A 19,277-nucleotide genomic window follows, 5' to 3' on the forward strand; every position below is an offset into this window, starting at 1 on the left:
GCCACCGTGGGCGAGCAGCCGCTTCCGGACACCTACGCGTTCTGGACCTTCGGAGCCCTCGGGCTGTTCGTCGGTCTCCTGTTCACCCTGCCGATGAACTGGTGGCTGGTGGCCATCGGCTGGAAGCACGGACAGGGCCACGAGCATATGCTGAAGCAGATGGCCCAGCGCGACGGAGCCCGAAACGCGCCGGAGCGCCGACACGAAGCCCATTCGGGCGTACGCGCCAGCGGGGCACGCCGATGAAGCGGACAGGGATCGCGGTGATGGCCTGCGCGGCTGCGGTGTTCCTCGCTGGGCCGCTGCGGGCGGACGAGGGCGCCAAAGGGCTTGTCACGAGCCATTGGGCCGCGAGCCTCGACCCGTTCAAACGCGGCCTGGTTGCAGACATGCGGGACAGCGCCGCCGGCCTTAAGGACGACCGGCGCGCGTCGGCCATGGCGGCCCTGAACAGGGCGCGGCATCTCGCGCTTGCGACCACGACGGTCGGCAGCCTCGACCAGCAGACGGCCCAAGCTTTTCGGCAGGCCCACGATGCGATCAAGAAGGCGCGCGCCCTCGTGCAGGACGGCCGCCCGGAGCGGGCCGCGGAGGTGCTCGGGCAAGCGGCGTCAGGACTGGAAAAGGCGCCGACGGGACAGCCCGCGGCGTTCGGGGCGGCGGACGTGCTGTCGGGCGCGCTCGGACAGACAGCGGTCAACGCCCGCGGGGAGAGCCTGGGGACACTGAACGCGCTGCGCGCGGACAAGGACCACCTGGTGGCGGACCTTCGTGTTGGCGGCGTGCTTGGGCTCGGAGCCAAGACGATCAGCTTGGACGCCGAACAGGTGCTGCTCGGTCGCCCATACGTCGCGCTCGCCACCGAGGCGCGCGCGACTGATCTGAGAAGGAAATCCAGCAGAAGAGGCAGCCCGTGACACCGAAGCCTGATGACTTCCGTCTTGAACGCGACGGCGACGCCGTCATCGCGACCTTCGCGCCGACCGGCGCCCGCTACACCGCCGCGGGCGGCCAGAGCGCGGCGCAGGTCGAGGCGCCCCGCGACGGCCGGGGCGACTATGTCGAGGACGAGGTCAGGGCCATGGCCGGCAAGCTCATCGCCTTGGCTGCCCAGCCGACGCCTTCGAACTGAGGCGACGCGCCATGCGGACCTACGTTCTCGCGCCGACTGGCGAGGGGCGGGGCGAAAAGGCCCTTGAGGATGCGCTCCGGGCGTCGCTGCCCCGCGACATCCCCGTGAGAATCGACCTTCAGCACGGCGAGGTCCGGGTGGGCGCCGACGCCGACCCGCAGGCCGTCGTCTTCGCCATCGAGAGCGCGGGGTATCCCGTCAGCTCGGTCGAGGAGGTCCGGTCGTGAGCCGCCTCGTGCCGGACGACCAGGGACCCGACACGCCGATCAACGCGGCGGCCTCGGTGGCCGACGAGGAGCCCCCGTTCGCCGGCTCGACCCCCGACGCACCCGCCATCGCCGAGCCCGGATCCGCCCGGGACTTCGACGCCTTGTCGACGCCTTCCCCACGCGCCGACCTGGACGCCCGCACGCCCGAGCAGGTCCTCGACGAGCACCTTCGCCTCAGTCGAACGGGGACCCTCGACGAGGACCTCGTCCGAAACTTCTCGCCCGATCTCGTGGTGCTGACCGGCGATGGCGTTCACCGAGGCCACGCTGGGATGCGCGACCTCGCCGCGCGGCTGCGGCGCGAGCTGCCCGGCATGGAGTTCACCTACAAGGCGACGGTGGTGTCAGGCCACATGGCCTTCCTTGAGTGGTCGACCACCGCCCGCAACGGAGCGCGCGTGGACGACGGCACGGACAGCTACTGGATCGAGGGGGGCAGGATCGTGGCGCAGACGATCCACTACACGGTGATCCCGCCCCAGAGCTGAACCCGCGTTCAGAGCCCGACCCGGTGTCGGGCAGCACTGCGGCCGCCCACCGTGTCACTTTTTCGCATGCTTCTCCGCCAGGCGGTCATTTCCTGGAAGTCCTTCTCCTGGTCCTTGATCATCCGCTCGGCAATCTTCCTGGCCTGCGGGTCGTCCCCGTGCTTGAGCACGACGCGAGCCATCGCGATGGCGCCCTGGTGGTGGGGGATCATCCCGCACACGAACGCCACGTCGGCGTCCTTGGCCATCATGCCCTCCATCATCGGCTGGCGCATGTCCACCATGGCCTGCATGTAGCCCTTGTGCGTCTCATCCATGCCCTTCATGGCGTCCTGCATACTCTGCTGCGTCCCGCGGACGCGCTAAAGCGTCTCCTGGCCGACCGTCCCGCCGGAAAAGGGCTGGCCGTGCCAGGCATGCCCGCGGGCTCGCCCGGCATGGACGCGCCGGGAGCGAAGGGCGACATCTACGAGGCCATCGTGTTCGGTGCCGAAAGCCCGATCGTGTTCGCCCGCTGCAAGGGGGCGACCGCCCTCTGACCGGTGATGCAATTCGGACGAACTCGCGCTAAAGCAGCTGACCGTCTCATTCGCCGGGATTTGTGAGCGGCCGCGCCGACCAAGCAGCCAACTTAGAAAAAGGGCCAGACGGATGTCGGCCGTGCTTGGCGGCGCTTCGGCCACTATTCGCGCGGGCCATCCGGGCCTCTGCCGCTTTGCGTGAAAGTGCGGACTGCACGAAAAGACCGCCGGAACTTGCACTTTGCACTGTCCCAAGGTGGTACACAAAGATGGCGCACTTAGCTCGGCGTGGCGACGTTAAGATATTGATTATGCTTGGTTATAGTAAAGGGGGTTCGCCTCCCCTCAGCTCCACCAGGGTGTTCTGTTGATCGCTGACGAGATCCGCGCCGCTCGTTTTGAGCCCGCGAACGGGCCTGCGTGCGCCCTGAGCGTTTGAACGAGCCGCGAGCAGCTCGGCTCCCTTCGACGGGCCCGCGCGACGATTGAACCTTTCGCGCTCACCTCGCGTTTGGATCATCATTGGAAACGCTTGGGAGCTTCACATGAAGACTATGATTCTCGCTGCCGCCGCGCTCGTCGGCATGGGCACGCTGGCCGCCAACGCGCAGGGCGTCGACATCCGCGTGCGCCATGACAATGGCTACCACCGCGGGTGGGACCACCATCGCGGCTGGGAGCGCCGCCACGAGTTTCGCACCGGCAGCATCCATGGCTGCAAGACGGTGATCATCCACCGCGAAGGCATGACGAAGCGCATCAAGAAGTGTGGCTGACCCGCAAGGAAGGAGGCCGGGGCGAAGCCCCGGCCTAACCTGCAGCCTGTTCATCGGCCGGGCCGCCCCAGGGCGCCCGGCCGAAGCGCGTTACGGGGTGTCGGCGTCCATGATGCGGACGACCTGGCGGCTGCGCGGCTCAACGACGACGATCTTCTCGTCGGGCGAGATGAAATACGCGAAGCGGGCCATCCGGCCCGAGCCGAAGGAGGTCATGGGCCTCAGCTCGACATCCTCAGGCACGATGCTGCCGACCCGCACGGTCCCGCCCTGGAGCTCCACCGGGGGAAGCCGCTCCTGGATGATCCGGCGGCGGATGATGGTTTCCTGCTCCGGCGGCAGGTCATAGCCCCCGTCGACGGCTCCAGTCTGGTCCTCGATGATGGTGGTCGTCTGCGCCTTCGCGGACGGCGCAGCGAAGAGACCGGCCGCCGCGACGCCGAACAGCGCCGCCGTCACGATGCGGTTGAGGGTCATGGTGTCGCTCCTGTCCTGGTTAGGGGACCGGGCAACGCCTCGCCGCGGCGGCGGTTCCGCTCGGCTCAGTGCGCGAACAGCACCGGAAGGGTGGCGTTCGCCAGGATGTGGCTGGTCACGCCGCCGAAGATCATCTGCCGCAGGCGGCTCTGGGTGTACGCCCCCTTGATCATCAGGTCGGCCCCGAAGGCGCGGGCGTGGTCGAGGCTCGCCTCCCCCGCCGTCATGCCGGCCGGCGTCACCGTCACGGCGTCAGCCTCGACGCCGTCGAGCCGGAGGCGGCGGACCAGGTCTTCGCCGGAGGGGCCGGGCACCGTGGCGCCTTCCACGGTGAGCACGCGGATGCGCCGCGCCTGGACGAGGATCGGCATGGCCATCGCGACCGCGCGGGCGGTCTCCGTGCTGCAATTCCAGGCGATCACAACGGTCTCTCCGATCGTCGACCGCTCCGACAAGCCGGCCGGCGGCGCCATCAAGACCGGCCGGCCGCTCTCGAACAGCACGGCCTCCAGCAGCGACAGCCGCGGCCCCGCCGAGCCCGAACCCGGCCGCCCCACGATGGAGATGTCGAAAACCCTGGCGTGCGCCGCCACGGCGCTGTCGCCCAGCAAGGCGCCCTCCCGCATGGCCCAGCACGGTCCCTGGCTGGCGCGCTCCCGGCGATGGACGTCGTGCTCCTCCATGAAGCGCTCGAACAGGAGCAGCGCCTCGCGCGAGCTGTCGCCCGTGCCGGTCTGCGCCGGCGGCCACAGGGGCACCATCTCGCCCACGATGTAGTTGTCGATGAGCGGAAGCGGAGCCACGGCCTCCAGGCAGCTGCCGAAGCGGCGGGCGAACACGAGGGCGGTCTGCAGGATCGATTGGGCTCCCTCGTTGTCCTCGATCGGGACCAAGACCGATTTCATCACCATGGGCGCGCTCCCCAGCTTGTGCTCGACATCGAAAGCTTAGCATGTCCGCAGCCGGCGGCGAGTGGCCAGAAAGAGGTGGGATCTCTGCGTCTTACGCCGGCCGTGGCCTCCCGGCGCTTGCGGCGGCGCGCGATTGCTGCAGGCTGTGGCGGATGATTCGGGGGCGGCGATGGGCTGGCGCGTTCTCTTTGGGTTTGTGGCGGGATTTCTGTCTGTGCTGCTGGTGCACCAGACGGCGCTTTATGTCGGCGGCCGGGTCGGCTTCGGCGGCGGGGGAGCGTGGTCCATGGCCCCGGTTTCCCACTGGCGGATCCCGTCGGTCATCGTGACGGCCGCCCTGGGCGGGCTCTGGGGCGTCCTGCTGGTGCATATCCTGCCGAACCTGGGCCGGGGGCTCTGGGGGGCGGTTTCGGCCGTGCTGATCTTCGCCGTCCTGATCAGCCTGACGAACTGGTTAGTGCTCGCCCCCCTGTTGCGGCACGGCAGCGGTTTCGCCGCCAGCACGGCGATTTACCCGCTGGTGTACAATGGCGTTTGGGCCGCCGGGGCCCTCGCGCTCTTGCGCCTCACCCCGCGCGCGGGAGGCTGATCAGCTGGTCTGCTCGCAGCGGCGCCAGAGTTCCGGCGCGCTGGTTTCGCCGGCTTGCACCTGCACCACGTTCTCGCTCAGGAGCCGCATCGCGACTGCAGCGCCTGCCGGCGCTTCGGCCTCCGGGACCGTGTAGCGGAACGAATGCCGCGTATACGCGCCCTCGAGCCGCGCGCCGCCCGGGGTTACGATCGAAGGCCCGTGAATCTCGAAAGTCTTCCCGGTCTTCTCGTTGCACCACGTCCCATCGATGGCGTCCGCCATGCAAGGGGAAGCCGCGAGAAGCGGAAGGCCGGCGGCGAGAACCGCAAGTGAGACTTTGGCCATGGGCTCCCTCCTGGTGAGGATGCCAGATTACGCCGGCGGCTCCGGAACGCGAAGCGCCCAAGGGCCGCTCTCGCGCAGCCGTGAAGGCCTCAGGCGAAGGCGGGTGCGCGATCCGGGAGGGCCGCGACGGGGACCTGGTCCTTGGCCGCACAGCGTTGCGCGCCCGTGGCGGCCTGCGGCGGAGACAGCCAGTGGTCGAGGAAAGCGTCCAGCCAGCGGCGGACGCCGGCGTCGTTCAGGTGCCACCCGTGCAGGTGTTCGTGCCGCGGCCGGGCGCCGGGCATGGCCATGCGCTCATGGGCCCGTACGGTCCACCGGCACATCATCGCGTAGGTCACTTCCGGGTGGAACTGAAGCCCGAACGCCCTCTCGCCGCACCGGAAGGCCTGGTTGGGGAAGATGTCGCCTTCGGCCAGGGGCTCGCAGCAGGACGGCATGTCGAACCCTTCCCGATGCCACTGGTACACCCGGCTGGGCCAGGCGGCCCCGATCTCCTCCGCGAAGCCGTGGCCGTGCGGGTCCGTCGGGCGCAGGTCGTAGTAGCCGATTTCGGCGTGCCCTTCGGGGTGCTTGTCCACCCGCCCCCCGAGCTGGCGCACGAGCATCTGCGCGCCCAGGCACAGTCCCAAGTAAGGCGTACCGGCGTCCAGCACGGAGCCGATCCAGTCGATCTGGCGCTTGGCCCAGGGAAACTCGTCGTTGGCGCTCATCGGGCCGCCGAACACCACGGCTCCGGCGTAATCGCCCATGTTCTCCGGCAGCTCCTGCCCGAGGGGGGTGCGGCGGATGTCCAGGGCGTAGCCACGCTCCTGCAGCAGGCGCCCGACCCGGCCGGGCGTCGAGTGCTCCTGGTGGAGCACGATGACGATGCGGTCACTCACGAGCGAAGGCGCCCCGATAGCCAATGGCGACGTAATCTGTCGCACTGAACAGTCTTTGCATCAAGCGTGCCACAAGCGGCGCCCGTCGTCGAGCGGCGGATCGGCGCATGCTGCCCCTCACGTCGCCGCCTCCCCCGCGCGGATTCGCGCGGTGTCCTCGGCGGAAAGGCCCAGGATCTCCGCCGCGCGCTCGATCAGGCTCTCCTCGACCTCATGAATCCGTCCATCCGCGAGGGCGACGCGCCACATCAGGGAGACGATCTGCTGGCGCTGGTCGGACGGCAGCTGGCGCCCAAAAGCCGACAGGCTTTCCGCGGCGCCGCCCGCCTCCTGTACGCGGGCGCGGGTTTCGGCGATGAAACGACGCGCCTCGCTGGGACCAAGGCCGGCGCGCGCCATGACGGCGTCCTCCAGCCAGCGCTCCTCCGCTTCGGTGATTCTGCCGTCCGCCAGCGCGACCTGCACCAGAAGGGCCGCGCTGGCGCGCTGGCTCTCGTCGATCGCCGGCTCGCCCGCGGGCGCGCCGCCGGCGATGGACTGGAGCAGGTCAGCGAGGGTCTGAAACATGGTGGCTTCTCGCACGATGCAACCGGGCCGTGTGGTTAGGCCCGGATCCGCTGCACGGCAAGGCCGCCTTTCGGGCGCCGGTCAGGGCGTGGACAAAGCCGCGCAGTTCCGCCGGCCGGCCTCGAAGCAGTTCTGCGCCTTTCTGGCGCGATCCATGGATTCGACCAGGAACAGTCCCGCTCCGAGCAGCAGCAGGCACACGATGGCGGCCACCAGGTTCACCGTCGTCCGGCGGCCATCGTCGGCCTCGTCAGGTTCGTCCCGCCTGTCCAGCATGGGGCTCTCCTCGGAGCCAGCGTACGTGAGTCGTCGGCCCGCGCAACGGGCTGCAACTCTGGATCACTCGCGTGCGTTGCAAATCCAACCCAAGCCTGGAACAGGCCCTTCGAGGGGGCGCTGCGGACAGCCGCGGCCAAGGGGGTCTCGTCGGGACAGACGATGACCGGCGAGCCATGGCCAACTTGCCTGGCGACCGATGGCGCGTGCGAAGCCAGGGCCGCCCGACCCGAACTGGATGCCGTCATGAAGCTTGGACTCGCCGCATGCGCGTTTGCGTCTTGCGTGGTCGCTTCGCCGACCGCCATCAGCCACGATTTCTGGATCAACCGCGGCCAATACAAGGATCCGACCAGCGGCGTGCATTGTTGCGGCCCGAGCGACTGCTCGTCCGTTACGCCGGCCCGCATCACGGTCGTCAAGGACGGCTACCTCATCGACGGGCAGGAACTCGTGCCCTTCGCGGAGGCCTATACGTCCGAAGACCATGATTTCTGGCGCTGCAAGAGAGCCGACGGCTCACGCCGCTGCTTCTTCGCGCCCACCATGAGCTTCTGAGGCTCAGCGAAAGAGCCACCATCCGACGGGGCTGCGCGCCCACGACTTGGCGGAGACCGGAGCCGGGCTGGGGGCATAGCCCAGCGGCTCGGCCGGCGCACGGCGGGCCGCGTAAGTGGCCGGGGTCCGATGGCGGGCTGACGCGTAGCTCTTGGCCTTCCTGGGGCCGGAAGCCACCGCGGTGGTCGGCGCGGACCCCGTGATGGTGATCACCGCGCCTTCCTTCTGCACCATGGCGTAGAGCTGCGCGGCGTTCCCCTTGGCCAGCCGCACGCAGCCGTGCGAGGCGGGACGGCCGAGCGACCCCACCGCGCCGGTGCCGTGGATGGCGTAGCCGCCCTTGAAGAAGATGGAGTGCGGCATCGGCGACAGGTCGTACTTGCGCGAGTAGTGCATCTTCTCCAGCCGCTGCGCCCGGTAGACGCCCCGCGGCGTGACGTATCCCTTGCGGGCCGACGAGATCTTCCAGGTGTGGCTGCCGCCCTCGTCCGACGAAACGTGCATGGTCTGGGTCGTCAGGTCCACGTTGACCCGGACGGTGGCTTGGGCGCCAGGCAGGAGCGCGAAGGAACCGGCGATCAGGCCGACGACGGCCACGAGACAACGAGCCAGGAAACGCATGGCGAAAACCTTCGGATGAATGACGGACCCTGTCGGTCGGACGGTCTGCGCCGCCTCGCCGCTGCTGCAGCAAACAGCAGGAAGGTTTCCCTTCGCCTACAATCCTGACTCCGCCGACGCGCGAACGCCAGCATCTTTGAGTTGCAGTGAACGTAGATCGCGAAAAGTTTAAGCGCCCGACTTTCCGTCAACCGGCGGCGGATAGATGTGGCGCGCGCCGCGAAAGTCCTCGACCATGCCGCCGTCCATGGCGTCCGGCCCGATCGGGGCCTTCCCGTGACCGCCGGGGATGTCGAGCACATAGGTGGGCTGGCACAGGCCCGAGAGCCGCCCGCGCAGGGCCCTCACCAGGGCGCGCCCTTCCTCGACAGTGGTCCGCAGGTGGGCGGTGCCCGGCGCGAGGTCGCCATGATGCAGGTAATAGGGCTTCACCCGCGCTTCCACGAAGCCGCGCATCAGGGCCGCGAGCGTCTCCACGTCGTCGTTCACGCCCTTGAGCAGCACCGTCTGGCTCACCATGGCGATGCCGGCGGCGATCAGGCGCGCGCAGGCGGCCCGCGCCTCGGGCGTGAGCTCGCGCGGGTGGTTGGCGTGAAGAGCGACATAGGTCGTCTTGTCCGAGGCCGTCAGCGCGCCGATCAGTTCGGCCCCGACCCGGGCGGGATCGACCACCGGCAGCCGGGTATGCCAGCGGATGATCCGCACATGCGGGATCGCCCCGATGGCCTCCACGACCTCGCGCAACCGTCGTGGGGAGAGCACCAGGGGGTCGCCTCCGGTGATCACCACCTCCCATATCTCCGGCCGCGCGCGAACGTAGTCCAGCGCCGCCTCGAAGGCGGCCGGCGACAGCGTGCCCGAGCCCGCCGGCCCCACCGTTTCGCGCCGGAAGCAGAAGCGGCAATACACGGCGCAGACATGCACCAGCTTCAGCAGCACCCGGTCGGGATAGCGGTGCACCAGCCCTTCGGCCGGGCTGTGGGCGTCGTCCCCGATCGGGTCGGCCAGGTCCTCCGGCCGGGCGTCCAGTTCGCGCGGGTCGGGCACGAACTGGCGCGCGATGGGATCATCCGGGTCGCCCGGGTCGATGAGGGCCTGCATGGCGGGCGTGACCGCCACCGCGTAGCGCTCCGCCACGGCGGCCGCTCCCTCGCGCTGCTCGGGGCGCAGCAGGCCGGCCGACACCAGGTCGTCCGCGCTGCGCAGGCTGCGAGGCAAGGGGGTCGGCTTGGGGGCGGACTGGGTCATGGGGGCTCCGGGCGCGCGGGTCTTCTCACGGCGGCGACGGACTGACAACACCGTCGTCCATCATCCGTCATCGCGAGCGAGCGACGCGATCCAGGAAGACGGCCCGGGCGCGCCTGGTGCAAGCGAGACGCTCACCCCGCCACGGGCGTCCACACCACCTGCTCGATGCGCGACGCGCCGGTGGCCAGCATCACCAGCCGCTCGAGCCCCAGGGCGATGCCGCTCGCGGAAGGCATGAGCGCCAGCGCGGCCAGGAAGTCCTCGTCGAGCGGGTAGCGCTCGCCATAGACGCGCTCCTTCTCGGCCATCTCCGCCTCGAAGCGGCGCCGCTGCTCGGCAGCGTCCGTGAGCTCCCCGAACGCGTTGGCCAGCTCCACCCCGCAGGCGTAGAGCTCGAAGCGCTCCGCCACGCGGGGGTCGCCCGCCTTCGGCCGCGCCAGCGCGGCCTCGCTCACGGGGTACTCGCACAGGATCGCCGGGCGGCCGAAGCCCAGGTGCGGCTCGACCTTCTCCACCAGCACGCGGCTGAACACGTCCGCCCAGGTGTCGTCGTCCGCCACACGGATCCCGGCGCCCCGGGCGGCAGCCGCAAGGGCGTCCCGATCCGTTTCGGTGGGCGTCATCGTCGCCAGAAGGTCGATCCCGGCCCGCTCGGCGAAGGCCTGCGCCACAGTCACGCGCTCAGGCGCCGCCAAGGGGTCGGCCTCGCCGCCCCGGAAGCGCAGGCGCGCGGCGCCCGCCGTCTCGGCCGCCAGCCGCAGCAGCGCGGCGCAGTCGTCCATCAGCGCCTCGTAGGGCTCGTCCGCCCGGTACCACTCCAGCATGGTGAATTCGGGATGGTGCAGCGCCCCGCGCTCCCGGTTCCGGAACACCTTGGCGAAGTCGAAGATCCGCCGCTCGCCGGCGGCCAACAGCTTCTTGCAGGCGAATTCTGGCGAAGTGTGCAGGTAGAAGGGCGCGCGCTCGCCCGCCGGGCCCAGCATCTCCGTCGCGAAGGCGTGCAGGTGCGCTTCGTTCCCCGGCGACGCCTGCAGGATGGCGCCCTCGACCTCGATGAAGCCGCGCTCGCCGAACCACGCGCGCATCGCGGAGACGATGCGATTGCGCGCCAGCAGGAAGGGCCGGCGGTCGGCGTGCACGTGCGGCGTCCACCATGGCGACGCGCCGGGAGCCGCGCCCTTCACGGCGCGGACCCGTGCGAATCGCTGGTCATTTGCGCCAAATCGTGCTGAAAGGCTGCAGCCTCGGCGACCCGCATGCGCGGTCGCGCGCCCCGCTTTTCCGCGACCCGCTCCGGGACGCGACCGTCAGTTGAGAGAGACACACCCGTGAAGGTCATCGCCAGCTCGCTCCGCAAGGGCAACATCGTCGAGAAGGACGGCAAGCTCTACGTCATTCTGACCGCGGAAAACATCCACCCCGGCAAGGGCACCCCGGTCACTCAGCTCGACATGCGCCGCATTTCCGATGGCGTGAAGGTGTCCGAGCGCTATCGGACCACCGAGCAGGTGGAGCGCGCCTATGTGGAGGACCGCGACTACAACTACCTCTACAGCGACGGCGAGGGCCATCACTTCATGAACCCGGAGAACTACGAGCAGATCGCGGTTCCGGACGACGTGATGGGCGACCAGGCCATCTGGCTGCAGGAGAACATGGTCTGCACCATCAGCGTCCACGATGGCGTGCCGGTTGCGATCCAGATCCCCGCCCGCGTGGTGCTCGAGATCACCGAGACCGAGCCCACCGTGAAGGGCCAGACGGCCTCTTCGTCCTACAAGCCCGCCATGCTGTCGAACGGCGCCCGCACCATGGTGCCCCCGCATATCGGGGCAGGCACCCGCGTCGTGATCATGACCGAGGACAGCTCCTACGTGGAGCGCGCCAAGGACTGACCCGCGCTGCGGCGCGGAACGGACCGGCAGCTTGGGCGTTGCTCTCGCCCAAGCCTGAGGTCCCGCCGTGCCGCATCCCATCCTCGATCGCCGCCGTTTCACTGCTCTCGGCGGCGCGGCCCTGGCGGTCGGCCCTTTGGCGGCCCCAGGCGCTCTCGCCCAGACCGCGCCCGCCCAGCCCCCGGCCCAGTCGCCCCCTCCACCCGCGCCCCCTCCGAGCCCGCCGCCTCAGCCGAACTTTCGCTTCGAGGACGTGATCGACCGGGCGCGCAGGCTCGCTGGAGAATCCTTCCAGGCGGAGCCTCCGCCCCTGCCGCCCGAACTGGCGCAGCTCGACTACGACGCCTACCGCGACATCCGCTTCCGCCCCGAGAAGGCCCTGCTCGGCGAGAACGGCAGCCCGTTTCGCATGCAGCTGTTCCACCTGGGCTTCCTGTTCAAACGCCCCGTGGTGGTGAACGTCATCGACCATGGCGTCGCCGCGCCCGTGCCCTACTCGGCGTCCCTGTTCGACTACGGCAAGAACAAGTTCCCCGGTCCGCTCCCCATCGGGCTCGGCTTCGCCGGCTTTCGCCTCCATTACCCGCTCAACAATCCCGATCAGCTGGACGAACTCGCGGTCTTCCTGGGCGCCAGCTACTTCCGCTTCCTGTCCCGTGGGCAGCGCTACGGCCTCTCGGCCCGGGGCCTCTCCATCGGCAGCGGCCAGCCCGACGAGGAGTTTCCGTTTTTCCGCGAGTTCTGGGTGGAGCACCCGGCGAAGGGCGACGAATTCATCGTCGTCTACGCCTTGCTGGACGGCGCGTCCGTGACCGGCGCCTATCAGATCATCCTCCGCCCGGGCCCCGAGACCGTGGCCGAGGTGCGCAGCCAGCTCTTCCCCCGCAAGCCGATCCCGTCCATCGGCGTCGCGCCGCTCACCTCCATGTTCTACACCAGCGAGAACGACCGGCGGCTGCGCGACGACTTCCGCAACGAGATCCACGATTCCGACGGCCTGCTCGTTCACACCGGCGGCGGCGAGTGGATCTGGCGTCCCCTCGCCAACCCGCCGGCGCCCCGCACCTCTCATTTCGGCGACAAGAACCCGGCCGGCTTCGGCCTCCTTCAGCGCGACCGCAATTTCGCCCGCTACGAGGACCTTGAGGCCCGCTATGACCTGAGGCCGAGCTACTGGGTCGAGCCGCGCGGCGACTGGGGCGAAGGCAGCATCGACCTCGTCGAGCTCAACACCCCCGACGAGACCAACGACAACATCGTCGCCTTCTGGCGGCCGGCCAAGGCCCCGGAGCCAGGCGCCCCGCTCGAGCTCAACTATCTCATCCGCTCCCTGGATAGCCGAGAGCTGCACCGCGGCGGCAAGGCGGCAGGCACCTTTCAGACGGGGCTCGCCGGCCCGCCGGGCTCCGGCGACGTCGTGCGCCGCCGCTTCATGGTGGATTTCACCGGCGGCGACCTGCCCTTCTACCAGGCCTCGCCCAAGCGCGTGGCGCTGTTCGCGGAGGCCAGGGGCGGCCGGTTGGCCCGCAGCAACCTTGAGCCAAACCCGGTCACACGCGGCTTCCGCGCCTATCTCGACATCGAGGCGCCGAAGGCCGCGACCGTGGAGATGCGCAGCTACCTCACCGTCGAAGGCCACCCCATGACGGAGACATGGGCCTTCGCCTGGCGCGCGCCTGACTAGGCCAAGGGTCGTCACGAACGTTCCAAGCTTGAAACATTCGTTCCGCTCGTGCTTCATCGCTGGGCGCCCCGGACGTCTTCGGAGGCCGCGCTCAGAGACCGGCCATGCAGATAGACGCTCCTCGCGACTACGATCAGCTGAAGGCCCTGCTGGTGGCCCGCCGTCCAGACCTGCCCCGGCGGCTCCAGCAGGTGGCGGAGTTCGCCGTCAGCCACCCCGACGAGCTCGCCTTCGGCACCGCCGCCAGCATCGCCGAACTCGCGCAGGTTCAACCCTCGACCCTGGTCCGTTTCGCCAAGGCCATCGGGTATTCCGGCTTCTCGGACCTGCAGAGCGTCTTCCGACGCCGGATGCGGGACCGCTGGCCCGACTACGGCGAACGCTTGCGCTCTCTGCACGAGGCCAGGCCCTCCGCGGAGGATCCCGCCAAGTTGCTCTTCGGCTTCGCCGAAGCCGCCACCGCCTCCATTCATCGCATGCGGCAGACCGTGGCGGCCCGCGATCTGGACGCGGCCGTCGACATCCTGGCGGAGGCCGAGACCATCTACCTCGTCGGCCTGCGCCGCGCCTTCCCGGTCGCGGCCTACCTGGCCTACGCGCTGCCGAAGCTGGGCATCCGGACCTCGTTGATCGACAACGTCGCCCACATGGGGGCCGATCAGATCGCCCATGCGGGCCCCCAGGACGCCCTGCTGGCGATCAGCTTCTCGCCTTATACCCAGGCCACCATCGATCTCGCGGAAGCCGCCGCCCAGCGCGGCGCGCCCGTGGTGGCGCTGACCGACAGCCCCTTCAGCCCGCTGGCCGAGATCGCGTCCGTGTGGCTGGAAATCGTGGAGGCCGACTTCGCCGCCTTCCGGTCCATGGCGGCCACGCTCTGCCTCGCCATGACCCTGGCGGTGGCCGTCGGGGAACGCCGGGCGGGGTGATCCGCCGCCCGGCGCCGCGTCTCAGAGAACCGTGCTCCACTGCGCGGGCACGAACGTGTAGCCCTTGCCGTCCTTGGCGATGTAGCCCTGCGCCGGGAACGGGAAGTGGTAGCCGGCCACGTGCATCCGCTCCGCGGCCATCATGTCCAAGACCTTGTGCCGGGTCGCCCGCGCCATGTCGGCGTCCTGGTCGAAAACCGCCGACCAGTCGGGATTGCGCACGAACAGCGCCGGATGATTTGTGACGTCCGACAGGATCATCATCCGGGCGCCGCCGGAAGCCACCGCGAAGATGGTGTGACCGGGCGTATGGCCGGGCGCCCCGATCGCGGTGACGCCAGGCGCGACCTCCCTGTCCCAATCGAAGCGCTTCACGTCCTTGGCGATGGGCCCGAACACGCGCCGCACGTTCTTGAAGTTGGCCACGAGGCCCTCCGGGGCCTGCGCCATCTTGGCGTCATCCATCCAGAAGTCCCATTCCGGCGCCGGGACGAGGATCTCGGCCTTGGAGAAGCTCTCGAAGCCTTCCTTGGGCCGGATGCCGTTGATGTGGTCGCCATGGAAGTGGCTGATCACCACCGTGTCGATGGCGGCCGGGTCGATGCCGGCGGCGCGCATGTTCGGAATGAGTTGCCCGCTCGTCGGCCCGCCGAGGCCGCCCAGGCCGGTATCGATCAGGACGAGCTTGCCGCCGGTGTTCACCACGAGCGCCGTGAAGGTGATCGGCAGTTCGTCAGGCGCCATGAACGCCTGCTTGAGCGCGTCCTGCACGTCCGGGAGCTTGGCGTTGCGCACGAAGCCCTCGTTCAGCTTCATGCGGTTGACGCCATCGTGCACGGCGGTGATCTCGATGTCGCCGACCTTGTACCGGTAGGCGCCGGCCGTCTGCTTGCCGATCGGAGGGGCGCTCGCGCTGGCGGCTTCGGGGAGAACGGTTGCGGCCGCCAGTCCGGCGGCCGCGGTCATCAGGGTGCGGCGGTCAAGCGACATTCGGAAGCATCTCCTCGCGAGCTTCTGGGCGCGCGGGCTGTGGCCGCCCGCGTCGACGCGCCCTGAGATAGGGCGCGCGCCCGCATGGTGCAGAGGATTGCGCCGGAGCGCCGCTCACGGAAGCGTGAGGCGGCGTGCCGTCAGCCGCGGCCCACGAACGGCATCTTGGTCGCCATGACGTTCATCGTGAGCACGTTCGCGTCCAGCGGCAGCGTGGCCATGTACACCACGGCGCGCGCCACATGCTCGGCGTCGATGCGCGGCTCGGGCGCCATCGTCCCGTTCGCCTGCATCACGCCGCCGGTCATCCGCTCCGTCATCTCCGTGGCGGCGTTGCCGATGTCGATCTGCCCCACCGCGATGTCGTACTTGCGGCCGTCCAGCGAGGCCGACTTGGTGAGGCCCAGCACGCCATGCTTGGTGGCCGTGTAGGGCGCGGAGTTCGGTCGCGGCGCGTAGGCCGATACGGAGCCGTTGTTGATGATGCGCCCGCCCCGCGGATTTTGGTCCTTCATCACCCGGAAGGCGTTCTGGATGCCGAGGAAGACGCCGGTCAGGTTGGCGTCCACCACCGTCCGCCACTGGTCGAAGCTGAGCTCCTCGAGCGGAATCGCGGGGGCGCCGGTTCCGGCGTTGTTGAACACCACGTCCACGCGCCCGAAGGTCTCGACCGTCTTGTCGAACAGGGCGCGCATGGAATCCGGGTTGGCGACGTCGGTGGGGCAGGCCAGCGCCTTGGCCCCGCCCTGGGCCATGCCGATGGCGGCCTCCAGCGGCTCGCGGCGGCGGCCCGCGAAGGTGACCGCGAACCCTTCCCGCAGCAGCGCCAGCGCGGCGGCGCGTCCCACGCCCGTGCCTGCGCCCGTCACGATGGCGACCTTGCTCATGCCCTTCCTCCCAGAAATCCATTTCGGGGCTCGATCCCCGTTCGGCACGCACTCTGGAGGGGGCCCCGCGAACGAGCAACCGCTTTGTCGCAGCCCCGCCCTGCGCACAGGTCGGCTTGAGCGCGACGGGGAACCGGGTCCGACCTCGACTGTTGAGTCTCAAACAGGACGAAGGAGGACGTAATGGCTTCCGAGACCGGAATTCGAAGTTTGCGACTGGGCGTCGTGGCCCTCGCGTGCGCGCTCTCGACGGGCGCGATGGCGCAGGTCAAGGCCCAGCCGCCGAGCCAGCCGCCGAGCATGGATCCCAAGCAGACCGTCCCTGAAAAGGTCGACCCGCCTCTGAACGCGGACAAGCCCGGGACGCCCGACACCACGGGAACCATCAAGGGCCGCTCGCTGAGCGACCAGCTCAACAAGAGTGACGGCGTGATCACTCCGCCCCCCGGGACAGACCCCGGCATCAGCGCTCCGGCCCCCGTTCCGAACCCCGGCACGACGCCCGTGATTCCGCCGCCCAACGGCCAGAACAGCACGGTCGATCCCAAGTAGCGTCCCACGTGGAGGAGGACCGCATGAGCGACGCGCATCCTGGCCCGACGCACGAGCGCGGGCTTCCGATCAACGAGACGGAGCGCCTGATCGCCTCTGACAAGGTCGAGGGAACCGGCGTGTACGACCGTCAGGGCCGCAGCCTCGGCACGGTGTACAACTTCATGGTCGACAAGGTCACCGGCAAGGTCGCCTACGCGGTGATGTCGTTCGGAGGCTTCCTGGGGATCGGGGAGAGATACCACCCATTTCCCTGGAAGAAGCTGGAATACGACACCCGCATGGGCGGCTACGTGGTGGACATGACCAAGGAGGAGCTCGAGCACGCGCCGAGCTACACCGCCGCCGAGACGCCCTGGCAGAACCCGGAATACGGCCGCAGCGTCTACGAGTACTATCGCATTCCGTTCTACATGTAGGCCATGCGGCCGCGCCGGGACGGCAGGCCAGGCGGAGAGCCGCCTGGCCTCTCGCCGTGTCCGGGCGCTTGGAGAGAGTTCTCCGCGCTTGCAATCGCCGATTGGTTCAAATTGCGCGCATCGGATGAAGTCGACGGTGACCGTACCGTCGTCCTGCCCAGCCGTTAAGGCCCGGATCCCTCAAATTTGAGCGGATTTTCTCAGCGGCTGCTGGGAAGCGCGCGCCAAGGATCATCCCAACACACAGGGATGATCATGTTCCTCCGTTCGCTTCTCACCCTCTCCGGCGCCGCCCTCGCCATTTGCGCGGGCATCGGGGCGGCCGCTGCGGGCCCGGTTGACCGCCTCGCCGGCTTGCCCCCGCTCGCCCAGCCCGCGCTCGCCTCCGGCGCCGCCCGTCCGATCGTGGCCTGGCAGGCCTTCTGCGCCCAGTACCCCGCCGAATGCCGCGTGGACCTCAACGAACCCGAGCGCATCGTCGTGACGGCGACCGCCTGGAAGCAGATCGCCGACGTCAACGCGCGCGTCAACCACAGCATCAAGCCCCTGACGGACCTCGAACACTGGGGCGTGGTCGACCAGTGGGACTTCGCCGACGACGGTTATGGCGACTGCGAGGACTACCAGCTCCTCAAGCGCCGCAGGCTGGCCGAGCTCGGTTTCCCGCGCCGCGCCATGCTGATGACGGTGGTGCTGGACGAGAACAACGAGGGCCATGCGGTGCTGATGATCCGCACGGACCGCGGCGACATCATCCTGGACAACAAGCGCGACGACGTCCTGACCTGGCAGCAGACCGGCTACGTCTACGTGAAGCGCGAGAGCCAGGTCGAGACCGCCTGGGTGAGCCTGAACCACGTCTCTGGCGTGACCGCCACGGCCTCGCGGCGCTGACGGCCGCCAGGGCGCGCCGCGCTCATAGCCCGCAGCTTCAACCCGTCATCGCGAGCGTAGCACTTCGCGAAGGACAGACCCCTACTCCGCCGCGTTCAGCCGGCTCACCGGCGTGATGCGCAACGCCGTGATGCGGTTGCGGGACTTGCGGAGCACCTGGAACCGATAGCCGTAGAAGGTGAACACCTGCCCAGCGTCCGGGATGATCTGCGCCTCGTGGATCACGAGGCCCGCGATGGTGGTGGCCTCCTCGTCCGGCAGGTTCCAGTCCATGGCCCGGTTCAGGTCGCGAACAGGCACGGACCCGTCGACGCTCACCGACCCGTCCGGGTGCGGCCGGACGCCCTGGACGCTGAGGTCGTGCTCGTCCTTGATGTCGCCGACGATCTCCTCGAGGATGTCCTCGAGGGTCACGAGGCCCATCACCTCGCCGTACTCGTCCACAACCAGCGCGAAGTGCGTCTTGCGGCTCAGGAAGGCCTTCAGCTGGTCGGCCAGCGACGTGGTGTCCGGCACGAACCACGGATCCAGCGCGATCGCCCGGACGTCGAGCTTGCTGGCGTCGCCTTTCACGGCGTCCAGCGCCCGCAGCAGGTCCTTGGCGTGCAGCACGCCGACGATGTTCTCCGGCGTGCCGGACCACAGCGGCAGGCGCGTATAGGGCGAGGACAGCACCTCGCGCACGATCTCCTCGGACGAAAGGTCCGCCGAGATGGTGCGCATCTTGGTGCGGTGGATCATGACGTCGGAGACGCCGAGCTCCTCCAGGTCGAGGAGGCCGCCGAACATGCGGCGCGCCTCCTTCTGGACGCCGCCTTCCCGGTGGAGCAGGTCCACCGTGCCGCGGATTTCCTCGCTGGCCGACAGCACGCTCTTGTGTTCGCTGATGTCGATGCGGAACAGCCGCAGCGTCACGCGCACGAAGGCCTCGATGGCCATCGTGACCGGGCCGAACAGGGCCACGATCCACGACACGGGGCGCGCCAGCAGCAGCGCTGCCTGGTCCGGCTTGTTGATCGCCACCGTCTTGGGCATCACCTCGGCGAAGACGACGACGAGCACCGACATCGCCACCGTGGCGTAGATCACGCCCTCAGCCCCGAAGAAGCTCACCAGCACGCTGGTGGTGAAGGCCGAGGCGCCGATGTTCACCACGTTGTTGCCGATCAGCATGGCGCCGATCAGCCGCTCCCTCGCCAGCAGCAGGCGATTGACGATGCCGGCCCGTTTGTCGCCCCCGTCCTGCAGCGCGTGCATGCGCGCCCGGGAAGCCGCCGTGAGCGCGGTCTCCGCGCCGGAGAAGAACGCCGACAACGCCAGGCAGAACACCACGATGGCGAGCGCCATCCAGGGATTCGCGTGAACCTCGAGATTTTCCATGGGGAG

28 protein-coding genes and 1 pseudogene are annotated in these 19,277 nt (G+C 69.1%); 16 read left to right on the forward strand and 13 right to left on the reverse strand.

The features are described from left to right. The 5 genes from SLNSH_RS21255 to SLNSH_RS21275 all read left to right on the forward strand — a co-directional run. A partial coding sequence (locus SLNSH_RS21255) for a DUF4396 domain-containing protein (protein WP_146140344.1) occupies positions 1–246 on the forward strand: 246 nt, incomplete at its 5' end. Further along, entirely contained in the window at positions 243–917 is a 675-nt protein-coding gene (locus SLNSH_RS21260) for a hypothetical protein (protein WP_106339745.1), read from the forward strand. The genes SLNSH_RS21255 and SLNSH_RS21260, both read left to right, overlap by 4 nt. Then, positions 914–1,132 carry a hypothetical protein gene (locus SLNSH_RS21265; protein WP_106339747.1) on the forward strand — a complete coding sequence of 73 codons (219 nt, stop codon included), beginning with the start codon at positions 914–916 and terminating at the stop codon, positions 1,130–1,132. The genes SLNSH_RS21260 and SLNSH_RS21265 overlap by 4 nt, the downstream gene beginning before the upstream one ends. A gap of 11 nt (positions 1,133–1,143) precedes the next feature. Further along, positions 1,144–1,359 (forward strand): copper chaperone, encoded by a 216-nt coding sequence (locus SLNSH_RS21270; RefSeq protein WP_106339749.1) that lies wholly within the window; start codon positions 1,144–1,146, stop codon positions 1,357–1,359. Further along, on the forward strand, positions 1,356–1,889 hold the full coding sequence (locus SLNSH_RS21275) for a nuclear transport factor 2 family protein (protein ID WP_210202555.1): 534 nt from the start codon (positions 1,356–1,358) through the stop codon (positions 1,887–1,889). Before SLNSH_RS21270 ends, SLNSH_RS21275 begins: the two co-directional genes overlap by 4 nt. Before the next feature lie 8 nt (positions 1,890–1,897). Here the strand turns inward: SLNSH_RS21275 and copM are convergent, their stop codons facing one another. Continuing rightward, positions 1,898–2,227, reverse strand: coding sequence for a CopM family metallochaperone (copM, locus tag SLNSH_RS21280; RefSeq protein ID WP_106339751.1), 330 nt, complete (start codon positions 2,225–2,227; stop codon positions 1,898–1,900). On the opposite strand from copM, the pseudogene SLNSH_RS25760 reads away from it, so the two are divergent. The 3 genes and pseudogenes from SLNSH_RS25760 to SLNSH_RS21290 all read left to right on the forward strand — a co-directional run. After that, positions 2,192–2,287 (forward strand): annotated as a pseudogene (locus tag SLNSH_RS25760) (hypothetical protein); the annotation flags it as partial. The gene copM and the pseudogene SLNSH_RS25760 sit on opposite strands and share 36 nt — an antisense overlap. Before the next feature lie 9 nt (positions 2,288–2,296). Further along, positions 2,297–2,428 (forward strand): DUF411 domain-containing protein, encoded by a 132-nt coding sequence (locus SLNSH_RS25765; protein ID WP_245422447.1) that lies wholly within the window; start codon positions 2,297–2,299, stop codon positions 2,426–2,428. Positions 2,429–2,955: 527 nt separating this feature from the next. Further along, on the forward strand, positions 2,956–3,186 hold the full coding sequence (locus SLNSH_RS21290) for a hypothetical protein (RefSeq protein WP_106339753.1): 231 nt from the start codon (positions 2,956–2,958) through the stop codon (positions 3,184–3,186). A gap of 90 nt (positions 3,187–3,276) precedes the next feature. Here SLNSH_RS21290 and SLNSH_RS21295 read toward each other — a convergent pair whose 3' ends face one another. Together SLNSH_RS21295 and SLNSH_RS21300 are read right to left on the reverse strand one after the other, a co-directional pair. Then, entirely contained in the window at positions 3,277–3,663 is a 387-nt protein-coding gene (locus tag SLNSH_RS21295) for a DUF1236 domain-containing protein (RefSeq protein WP_106339755.1), read from the reverse strand. A gap of 65 nt (positions 3,664–3,728) precedes the next feature. Further along, a complete protein-coding gene (locus SLNSH_RS21300; protein WP_106339757.1) occupies positions 3,729–4,574 on the reverse strand; it encodes a universal stress protein in 846 nt (281 codons plus the stop codon). A 169-nt stretch (positions 4,575–4,743) separates the two neighbouring features. Here SLNSH_RS21300 and SLNSH_RS21305 point away from each other — a divergent pair, with 169 nt between their 5' ends. Further along, entirely contained in the window at positions 4,744–5,163 is a 420-nt protein-coding gene (locus SLNSH_RS21305) for a hypothetical protein (RefSeq protein ID WP_106339759.1), read from the forward strand. Here the strand turns inward: SLNSH_RS21305 and SLNSH_RS21310 are convergent, their stop codons facing one another. The 4 genes from SLNSH_RS21310 to SLNSH_RS21325 all read right to left on the reverse strand — a co-directional run bounded on the left by SLNSH_RS21310 (position 5,164) and on the right by SLNSH_RS21325 (position 7,214). Continuing rightward, entirely contained in the window at positions 5,164–5,490 is a 327-nt protein-coding gene (locus tag SLNSH_RS21310; protein WP_106339761.1) for a hypothetical protein, read from the reverse strand. 89 nt (positions 5,491–5,579) lie between these two features. After that, entirely contained in the window at positions 5,580–6,371 is a 792-nt protein-coding gene (locus tag SLNSH_RS21315; RefSeq protein ID WP_245422441.1) for a glutamine amidotransferase, read from the reverse strand. Positions 6,372–6,488: 117 nt separating this feature from the next. Then, positions 6,489–6,938, reverse strand: a complete 450-nt coding sequence (locus SLNSH_RS21320) for a tellurite resistance TerB family protein (RefSeq protein WP_106339763.1) — start codon at positions 6,936–6,938, stop codon at positions 6,489–6,491. An 81-nt stretch (positions 6,939–7,019) separates the two neighbouring features. Next, positions 7,020–7,214, reverse strand: a complete 195-nt coding sequence (locus SLNSH_RS21325) for a hypothetical protein (protein ID WP_106339765.1) — start codon at positions 7,212–7,214, stop codon at positions 7,020–7,022. Positions 7,215–7,460: 246 nt separating this feature from the next. Between SLNSH_RS21325 and SLNSH_RS21330 the strand changes: the two genes are divergently transcribed. After that, a complete protein-coding gene (locus SLNSH_RS21330) occupies positions 7,461–7,772 on the forward strand; it encodes a hypothetical protein (protein WP_106339767.1) in 312 nt (103 codons plus the stop codon). 3 nt (positions 7,773–7,775) lie between these two features. On the opposite strand, the gene SLNSH_RS21335 is transcribed toward SLNSH_RS21330, so the two are convergent. From SLNSH_RS21335 to epmA, 3 genes are all read right to left on the reverse strand, one after another. Continuing rightward, on the reverse strand, positions 7,776–8,393 hold the full coding sequence (locus tag SLNSH_RS21335; RefSeq protein ID WP_106339769.1) for a L,D-transpeptidase: 618 nt from the start codon (positions 8,391–8,393) through the stop codon (positions 7,776–7,778). A 168-nt stretch (positions 8,394–8,561) separates the two neighbouring features. Beyond that, positions 8,562–9,641, reverse strand: coding sequence for a lysine-2,3-aminomutase-like protein (locus tag SLNSH_RS21340; protein ID WP_106339771.1), 1,080 nt, complete (start codon positions 9,639–9,641; stop codon positions 8,562–8,564). Between the two features lie 131 nt (positions 9,642–9,772). Then, positions 9,773–10,825: an EF-P lysine aminoacylase EpmA gene (gene epmA, locus SLNSH_RS21345; protein ID WP_106339773.1), complete on the reverse strand. Its 1,053-nt coding sequence runs from the start codon at positions 10,823–10,825 to the stop codon at positions 9,773–9,775. A gap of 144 nt (positions 10,826–10,969) precedes the next feature. On the opposite strand from epmA, the gene efp reads away from it, so the two are divergent. The 3 genes from efp to SLNSH_RS21360 all read left to right on the forward strand — a co-directional run bounded on the left by efp (position 10,970) and on the right by SLNSH_RS21360 (position 14,149). Further along, positions 10,970–11,536, forward strand: a complete 567-nt coding sequence (gene efp, locus SLNSH_RS21350; protein ID WP_106339775.1) for an elongation factor P — start codon at positions 10,970–10,972, stop codon at positions 11,534–11,536. A gap of 67 nt (positions 11,537–11,603) precedes the next feature. Further along, on the forward strand, positions 11,604–13,220 hold the full coding sequence (locus SLNSH_RS21355) for an OpgD/OpgG family glucan biosynthesis protein (RefSeq protein WP_245422443.1): 1,617 nt from the start codon (positions 11,604–11,606) through the stop codon (positions 13,218–13,220). A 104-nt stretch (positions 13,221–13,324) separates the two neighbouring features. Then, a complete protein-coding gene (locus SLNSH_RS21360; RefSeq protein ID WP_106339777.1) occupies positions 13,325–14,149 on the forward strand; it encodes a MurR/RpiR family transcriptional regulator in 825 nt (274 codons plus the stop codon). Between the two features lie 21 nt (positions 14,150–14,170). On the opposite strand, the gene SLNSH_RS21365 is transcribed toward SLNSH_RS21360, so the two are convergent. Beyond that, positions 14,171–15,139: an MBL fold metallo-hydrolase gene (locus tag SLNSH_RS21365; protein WP_106339779.1), complete on the reverse strand. Its 969-nt coding sequence runs from the start codon at positions 15,137–15,139 to the stop codon at positions 14,171–14,173. Positions 15,140–15,279: 140 nt separating this feature from the next. Then, entirely contained in the window at positions 15,280–16,026 is a 747-nt protein-coding gene (locus tag SLNSH_RS21370) for an SDR family oxidoreductase (RefSeq protein WP_106339781.1), read from the reverse strand. Between the two features lie 183 nt (positions 16,027–16,209). Between SLNSH_RS21370 and SLNSH_RS21375 the strand changes: the two genes are divergently transcribed. The 3 genes from SLNSH_RS21375 (at position 16,210) to SLNSH_RS21385 (ending at position 17,891) form a co-directional block, all read left to right on the forward strand. Then, positions 16,210–16,578 (forward strand): hypothetical protein, encoded by a 369-nt coding sequence (locus tag SLNSH_RS21375; protein ID WP_106339783.1) that lies wholly within the window; start codon positions 16,210–16,212, stop codon positions 16,576–16,578. Between the two features lie 23 nt (positions 16,579–16,601). After that, entirely contained in the window at positions 16,602–16,997 is a 396-nt protein-coding gene (locus SLNSH_RS21380) for a PRC-barrel domain-containing protein (protein ID WP_106339785.1), read from the forward strand. Between the two features lie 255 nt (positions 16,998–17,252). Beyond that, entirely contained in the window at positions 17,253–17,891 is a 639-nt protein-coding gene (locus tag SLNSH_RS21385; RefSeq protein WP_245422444.1) for a transglutaminase-like cysteine peptidase, read from the forward strand. Between the two features lie 81 nt (positions 17,892–17,972). On the opposite strand, the gene SLNSH_RS21390 is transcribed toward SLNSH_RS21385, so the two are convergent. After that, the gene (locus tag SLNSH_RS21390; protein ID WP_106339789.1) at positions 17,973–19,271 is read right to left on the reverse strand and encodes an HlyC/CorC family transporter; all 1,299 of its coding nucleotides are present in this window, start codon (positions 19,269–19,271) and stop codon (positions 17,973–17,975) included. Positions 19,272–19,277 lie beyond the last annotated feature (6 nt).

It is taken from the genome of Alsobacter soli (assembly GCF_003004785.1).
Taxonomy (GTDB): Bacteria; Pseudomonadota; Alphaproteobacteria; order Rhizobiales; family Beijerinckiaceae; genus Alsobacter; species Alsobacter soli.

Excerpts from the sequence above, each read along its gene's own strand:
- SLNSH_RS21260 (WP_106339745.1), top strand. The coding sequence starts at position 243 with ATGAAGCGGACAGGGATCGCGGTGATGGCCTGCGCGGCTGCGGTGTTC.
- SLNSH_RS21270 (WP_106339749.1), top strand. The coding sequence starts at position 1,144 with ATGCGGACCTACGTTCTCGCGCCGACTGGCGAGGGGCGGGGCGAAAAG.
- copM (WP_106339751.1), bottom strand. The coding sequence starts at position 2,227 with ATGCAGGACGCCATGAAGGGCATGGATGAGACGCACAAGGGCTACATG.
- SLNSH_RS21290 (WP_106339753.1), top strand. The coding sequence starts at position 2,956 with ATGAAGACTATGATTCTCGCTGCCGCCGCGCTCGTCGGCATGGGCACG.
- SLNSH_RS21295 (WP_106339755.1), bottom strand. The coding sequence starts at position 3,663 with ATGACCCTCAACCGCATCGTGACGGCGGCGCTGTTCGGCGTCGCGGCG.
- SLNSH_RS21300 (WP_106339757.1), bottom strand. The coding sequence starts at position 4,574 with ATGGTGATGAAATCGGTCTTGGTCCCGATCGAGGACAACGAGGGAGCC.
- SLNSH_RS21305 (WP_106339759.1), top strand. The coding sequence starts at position 4,744 with ATGGGCTGGCGCGTTCTCTTTGGGTTTGTGGCGGGATTTCTGTCTGTG.
- SLNSH_RS21310 (WP_106339761.1), bottom strand. The coding sequence starts at position 5,490 with ATGGCCAAAGTCTCACTTGCGGTTCTCGCCGCCGGCCTTCCGCTTCTC.
- SLNSH_RS21320 (WP_106339763.1), bottom strand. The coding sequence starts at position 6,938 with ATGTTTCAGACCCTCGCTGACCTGCTCCAGTCCATCGCCGGCGGCGCG.
- SLNSH_RS21325 (WP_106339765.1), bottom strand. The coding sequence starts at position 7,214 with ATGCTGGACAGGCGGGACGAACCTGACGAGGCCGACGATGGCCGCCGG.
- SLNSH_RS21330 (WP_106339767.1), top strand. The coding sequence starts at position 7,461 with ATGAAGCTTGGACTCGCCGCATGCGCGTTTGCGTCTTGCGTGGTCGCT.
- SLNSH_RS21335 (WP_106339769.1), bottom strand. The coding sequence starts at position 8,393 with ATGCGTTTCCTGGCTCGTTGTCTCGTGGCCGTCGTCGGCCTGATCGCC.
- SLNSH_RS21340 (WP_106339771.1), bottom strand. The coding sequence starts at position 9,641 with ATGACCCAGTCCGCCCCCAAGCCGACCCCCTTGCCTCGCAGCCTGCGC.
- SLNSH_RS21360 (WP_106339777.1), top strand. The coding sequence starts at position 13,325 with ATGCAGATAGACGCTCCTCGCGACTACGATCAGCTGAAGGCCCTGCTG.
- SLNSH_RS21365 (WP_106339779.1), bottom strand. The coding sequence starts at position 15,139 with ATGTCGCTTGACCGCCGCACCCTGATGACCGCGGCCGCCGGACTGGCG.
- SLNSH_RS21370 (WP_106339781.1), bottom strand. The coding sequence starts at position 16,026 with ATGAGCAAGGTCGCCATCGTGACGGGCGCAGGCACGGGCGTGGGACGC.
- SLNSH_RS21375 (WP_106339783.1), top strand. The coding sequence starts at position 16,210 with ATGGCTTCCGAGACCGGAATTCGAAGTTTGCGACTGGGCGTCGTGGCC.
- SLNSH_RS21380 (WP_106339785.1), top strand. The coding sequence starts at position 16,602 with ATGAGCGACGCGCATCCTGGCCCGACGCACGAGCGCGGGCTTCCGATC.
- SLNSH_RS21385 (WP_245422444.1), top strand. The coding sequence starts at position 17,253 with ATGTTCCTCCGTTCGCTTCTCACCCTCTCCGGCGCCGCCCTCGCCATT.
- SLNSH_RS21390 (WP_106339789.1), bottom strand. The coding sequence starts at position 19,271 with ATGGAAAATCTCGAGGTTCACGCGAATCCCTGGATGGCGCTCGCCATC.